Source organism: Moorena sp. SIO4A5 (assembly GCF_010672005.1).
Lineage (GTDB): Bacteria > Cyanobacteriota > Cyanobacteriia > Cyanobacteriales > Coleofasciculaceae > Moorena.
The window spans coordinates 1-4,859 of record NZ_JAAHHZ010000353.1 but is presented as its reverse complement, the minus strand read 5'-3'; the positions used below and the strand labels follow the sequence as shown (position 1 = coordinate 4,859).

Below are 4,859 nucleotides of genomic sequence, written 5' to 3'. Positions count from 1 at the left end.
AATTCTCTGGTGATCACATAGCAACTCTCGGCCACATCCATTCCCTTTTGCCAAACTCGCAAATCTCGATAAGACTGAATTTGATTATAATTGCTCATGCTTAAACTAGAGTTCGGGAGTCGGGAGTCGGGAGTCGGGAGTCGGGAATCGGGAGTCGGGAATCGGGAGTAGCTCTATGATAGAAACGCGCTTATCCCTATGGTTGTCAGTCTCCAAAAACATTTGCCATTTATAAAATTATTAGCTTTTGTATACTAAGCGTACCCACTATTTTTTGAAAATCACAAATACAACATCCACCACCCGAAAAATATACCGATTCCCGATTCCCGATTCCCGATTCCCCATTATGGTTGTCAGTCTCCGAAAACATTTGCCATTTATAAATTCATTAGCTTTTGTATACTAAGCGTTCCCACTATTTTTTGATAAATAGTCACACATCGATTCCCGATTCCCGATTCCCCACTCCCGATTCCCGATTCCCGACTCCCGATTCCCGACTCCCGATTCCCGACTCCCGACTCCCGATTCCCCACTCCCGATTCCCGATTCCCGATTCCCGATTCCCGATTCCCGATTCTTTACCCTTTTGCTCGACGATACCAACCCACAATCCGGTGAGGAGAAACCCCCAAATGATAGGCAACGATCACCATTTGGTTAATTAATGTCGTTTTCACAACCCCTAAGGTCTGCCAGCGGCGTCCTGATGTTAGCACAGGTTGATTAAGGATAGTTATTTTACCTAGGTGGCGGAGGCGTCGCATTAAGTCAAAATCTTCCATAATCGGTAGATTCAGAAAACCACCAAGGTCTGTAAACACCTTAGTTTTGATAAAGATGGCTTGATCACCGTAAGGCAGGGAGCAAAAACGCGATCGCAAATTCACCATCCGCTCAATCAGCCTTACCCCCCACAGGTTAGCATCAATAGCTAATTCAAAGGCACCAGCCACGGTGTCATAGTCTTGTAACCCTTGGCGAACTAAGGTATCAAATCCTGTTGGTAAACGGGTATCAGCGTGGAGAAACAGCAGAATATCTCCCGTAGCCACCGCAGCGCCAGCATTCATTTGACTAGCGCGACCGGTACCAGCAGCTATAATCTTAGCACCCAGTGATTGTGCGATCGCAACGGTTTCATCGTAACTGCCCCCATCTACCACAATCACTTCCACATTAGACGCTTCCCTAACCGTAGCCAAAGTATCAGCTATGTGACTAGCCTCATTCAGAACCGGGATGATAATTGAAATTTTTACTATCACGCAAGACGTTTAGGCATTGTTTCTGACAAATTAGCATCCCTGACTAGGGAATAACCATTTTTTTATTAATTTCTATCCATATCTAGACATTTATTACGTAATAGCGATATAATAAAAGGTAAACAGCATTCAGCGGTCAGTGGTCAGTGGTCAGTGGTCAGTGGTCAGTGGTCAGTGGTCAGTGGTCAGTGGTCAGCCGTCAGTGGTCAGCTTATTTTATTGAAAAGCACCATCTGCAGGGTTATTCACAGGCTTCTAGCCTGTGAATAACCCTGCAGGCTTCGACGCTGTGATAACCCATAAGCTGATAGCTGATAATAACTGATAACTAATAGCTGATAATAACCCATAAGCTGACGGCTGATAGCTGAACGCGCACGCGTGCGCGTAGCGCTTAAGCTGATAGCTGACGGCTGATAGCTGACGGCTGACTGCTGATAGCTGATTAAACTCAATTCAAATAAGGTGAGAAATCCAACATGTCAGGGTTAACCATTAGTATTGGAGAAGCAGCCAGTGAGCTAGGGGTCTCAGTTAAAACCTTAAGGAGGTGGGCAGATGCAGGAAAAATTAGGTCACAACGTTCTCCCAGTGGCCATCGGCGATTTTATGTAGCCGATATCAAACACATTACACCACGGAATGTCGGTCAGATCGATGATCGGATAACCATTAACTATGCCCGTATTTCAAGTCAAGACCAAAAAGAAGATTTAGTCAAGCAAATCAAGATTTTAGAGTCTTTTAGTACTGCTAATGGTTGGCAGTATGAGACAATCCAGGATTCAGCTTCCGGAATCAATTCCCAAAATAAAGGCTTACAGAAACTGCTCAAGCGCATCATGCAGGGGAATGTTGGCAGAGTTGTCATTACTCACAAAGATAGGCTGCTTAGAGTTAGCGCTGAATTAGTCTTTGCTATGTGTGAAGAATTCAATACAGAAGTAATAATTATCAACAAGTCATCAGAAGACATCAGCGTTGAACAAGAATTAGTCAAAGACATGATGGAGCTGATTACAATCTTTTCAGAAAAACTAGAAAGTGCTAAGAGTTCCAGAACGTAAGCTATTAGCTAAGCGCGTTTGTATTTGGGTTGTGAATATAGGATTTAAGGTAAAAGGGAACAGGGAACAGGGAACAGGGAACAGTGATGATATTTGTCGCTTTCAGTACTGAAATTGATTGAAATAAAAAGGGAACAGGGAACAGGGAACAGGGAACAGTGATGATATTTGTCGCTTTCAGTACTGAAATTGATTGTTATCACTTAATACTGGTGTAAAATCTCATATAAACAGGATTTTTTCCCAACTCCCGATTCCCGATTCCCGATTCCCGATTCCCGATTCCCGATTCCCGATTCCCGATTCCCAACTCCCGATTCCCGATTCCCGATTCCCGATTCCCGATTCCCAACTCCCTACTCCCGATTCCCTACTCCCATCAAATTTGATACTGCCCATAAATCCTCTGGGCGGTCAACATCAGTAAGCTGGGAAAGCATTGCCATAGTTAGGTTAAGACTCTTAGCAATATCCACCGTTTGCTGCAAAACCTCAGATGTTCCCCAACTGACTCCCACAAATAAATCTGGAATCAATCGACCTAGACCAATCAGATAGTAGCCGCCATCCTTGGCTGGTCCAAGTACTAAATCATGATTGTCTAAAGCCTCAAATGCCTGATTCATCACCGAACTATTCAAATCGGGGCAATCAATACCAATGATCACAACTTTGGTCATGCTTTCCGCAAAGGATAACTGAAATGCCGAAGTGATTCGCTTGCCCAAATCCCCATCACTCTGAGGTTTATAGACCAGATTCGAGCCTAACCAATCCTCCATTAGCTGTTGATTACCACCAGCAAAATGGATTTCTACAGACACAGGGCGACCAGTTATTAATTCCTTGACCTGGGCAACAGTATGTTCCGTCATCCGACGTTGAAGGTTGGCCGCACCATCCGCTCCTAGAGCTGGTATCATCCGGGTTTTAGTCTTTCCGGGCTCTGGATAGCGGCTGAAAATAATTAGGCGTTCTGTCAGTATCATTATATGAAGGGAACAGGGAATAGGGAACAGGGAATAGGGAATAGGGAATAGGGAATAGGGAGTCGGGAATCGGGAATCGGGAGTCGGGAGTCGGGAGTCGGGAGTCGGGGACAATAATTATCACAATTACTACACCGATTTTTATATAGTATTTATAATGCTATCACGAAAAATAATCTTAATTTATCATAACAGTAAAAACTCCTTGGATATCTTAACTACTGTTCCCTATTCCCTCTTACCTCTTCCCTGCTCCCTACTCCCTACCGATTCGATTCCCGATTCCCGATTCCCGATTCCCGATTCCCGATTTACCATCAATCCTATGTTCACCTATCAAATACAAACCCTATAGTTTACATGCCTATTTTTTCCAAAACTTCTTGGGCAAGAGACCTAAATTCTTCTGAAGCCATAGAATAGGGCTTATAATCCAAAACAGACACAGGAGACGGTATATCTTGATTGTCTACTTTTTCAACTTGTTCAGCACACTTTGCCAAATCATCTCGATCGAAAATAACACTCTTCATCACATCAAAGCCATATCGATCGGAAATTGCTTGTATCCTTTTTGGCAAGGTATGTTGTATGAACATGTTATTGGTTGCTATTTTAGAAGGCAGCACTCCCAAGACTTCAAGTGGCGGTTTAATGTTGATTTGTTTTCGATAGCCATTAATAGCTCTGATGAAATCTTTTACATTCAGTAAGCCTTGATTAGAAAAAGGCTTGAGGTCTGAAGGGATGATTAAATAGTCAGCAGTGATTAAAGCAATTCTGGCATATAAATTCCAAGAGGGCGGAGTATCAATAATTACCACATCATAGTAAGTTTTAACATCCTCTAGTTTATCCATCAGCATTAGGAAGCTAAAATCAAGCTGATTCATATCAAGCTCATATTTCATGAGATCGATGTGGGCAGGAACCACATCAATTTCTGGATTGCTGAATTCAGATTTTCTAGCTACTTCCGAGATTGAGAAGAATTCCTCAGATTGCAAAACATGGAGAATATTACAATCTTTGATATCATCAAATGCTTCGTCATGAAATTTAACCAGTCCGGTAGCAAAGGTAGCATTCGCTTGGCTATCAAGATCGATCACAAGCACTTTTTTGCGGTTTTTTCGGATAGCGGCCCCTAGGTTAACCACCGTCGTGGTTTTTCCGACGCCGCCTTTGTTATGGTATACTGCAATGACCTTCACGTTATTTTACCTCTTTCTTTTTGTCAAAACTGGGATACACCATTTCTATAGTCAATATGAAAGGCGGTGTTGGCAAGACTACCACCACCGTCAACCTTGCTACCTGTCTTGCCAAAGATTATGGCATGCGAGTATTAATCGTTGATCTCGATACCCAGATTAATGCTACCCTAAGCCTGATGCCTCCAGTGCAATTTGCTAAACTCAAGAAGGAAGACCGAACCTTAAAAAAAATAATTAATCAAGTCATTCAGTCACCCACTCAGGCATATATTCCCATTGAACAAGCGATTCAGCGCAATATTTGTCGAGTCGATG

10 protein-coding genes are annotated in these 4,859 nt (G+C 43.0%); 6 read left to right on the top strand and 4 right to left on the bottom strand.

Annotation, left to right across the window (positions count from 1 at the left end):
* Positions 1 to 274 precede the first annotated feature (274 nt).
* The gene (locus F6K57_RS36860; protein WP_293073221.1) at positions 275 to 409 is read left to right on the top strand and encodes a hypothetical protein; all 135 of its coding nucleotides are present in this window, start codon (positions 275 to 277) and stop codon (positions 407 to 409) included.
* Positions 410 to 425: 16 nt separating this feature from the next.
* Positions 426 to 671: a hypothetical protein gene (locus F6K57_RS36855; protein WP_293073219.1), complete on the top strand. Its 246-nt coding sequence runs from the start codon at positions 426 to 428 to the stop codon at positions 669 to 671.
* Here F6K57_RS36855 and F6K57_RS36850 read toward each other — a convergent pair.
* On the bottom strand, positions 585 to 1,271 hold the full coding sequence (locus F6K57_RS36850) for a TIGR04283 family arsenosugar biosynthesis glycosyltransferase (RefSeq protein WP_293073216.1): 687 nt from the start codon (positions 1,269 to 1,271) through the stop codon (positions 585 to 587). The two genes, F6K57_RS36855 and F6K57_RS36850, sit on opposite strands and share 87 nt — an antisense overlap.
* 479 nt (positions 1,272 to 1,750) lie before the next feature.
* Between F6K57_RS36850 and F6K57_RS36845 the strand changes: the two genes are divergently transcribed.
* Positions 1,751 to 2,338, top strand: coding sequence for an IS607 family transposase (locus tag F6K57_RS36845; protein ID WP_075901240.1), 588 nt, complete (start codon positions 1,751 to 1,753; stop codon positions 2,336 to 2,338).
* A 44-nt stretch (positions 2,339 to 2,382) separates the two neighbouring features.
* On the opposite strand, the gene F6K57_RS36840 is transcribed toward F6K57_RS36845, so the two are convergent.
* Positions 2,383 to 2,541, bottom strand: coding sequence for a hypothetical protein (locus tag F6K57_RS36840; protein ID WP_293054749.1), 159 nt, complete (start codon positions 2,539 to 2,541; stop codon positions 2,383 to 2,385).
* On the opposite strand from F6K57_RS36840, the gene F6K57_RS36835 reads away from it, so the two are divergent.
* Positions 2,532 to 2,765, top strand: a complete 234-nt coding sequence (locus F6K57_RS36835; protein ID WP_293073213.1) for a hypothetical protein — start codon at positions 2,532 to 2,534, stop codon at positions 2,763 to 2,765. The two genes, F6K57_RS36840 and F6K57_RS36835, sit on opposite strands and share 10 nt — an antisense overlap.
* On the opposite strand, the gene F6K57_RS36830 is transcribed toward F6K57_RS36835, so the two are convergent.
* The gene (locus F6K57_RS36830; protein ID WP_293073227.1) at positions 2,695 to 3,327 is read right to left on the bottom strand and encodes a TIGR04282 family arsenosugar biosynthesis glycosyltransferase; all 633 of its coding nucleotides are present in this window, start codon (positions 3,325 to 3,327) and stop codon (positions 2,695 to 2,697) included. The genes F6K57_RS36835 and F6K57_RS36830 overlap by 71 nt on opposite strands.
* A 205-nt stretch (positions 3,328 to 3,532) precedes the next feature.
* Here F6K57_RS36830 and F6K57_RS36825 point away from each other — a divergent pair, with 205 nt between their 5' ends.
* The gene (locus tag F6K57_RS36825; protein ID WP_293054751.1) at positions 3,533 to 3,682 is read left to right on the top strand and encodes a hypothetical protein; all 150 of its coding nucleotides are present in this window, start codon (positions 3,533 to 3,535) and stop codon (positions 3,680 to 3,682) included.
* A 1-nt stretch (position 3,683) separates the two neighbouring features.
* Here F6K57_RS36825 and F6K57_RS36820 read toward each other — a convergent pair whose 3' ends face one another.
* Positions 3,684 to 4,541: an AAA family ATPase gene (locus F6K57_RS36820; RefSeq protein ID WP_075897160.1), complete on the bottom strand. Its 858-nt coding sequence runs from the start codon at positions 4,539 to 4,541 to the stop codon at positions 3,684 to 3,686.
* Positions 4,542 to 4,570: 29 nt separating this feature from the next.
* Here F6K57_RS36820 and F6K57_RS36815 point away from each other — a divergent pair.
* The coding region (locus F6K57_RS36815) for a ParA family protein (RefSeq protein WP_293073224.1) at positions 4,571 to 4,859 on the top strand (289 nt) is incomplete at its 3' end.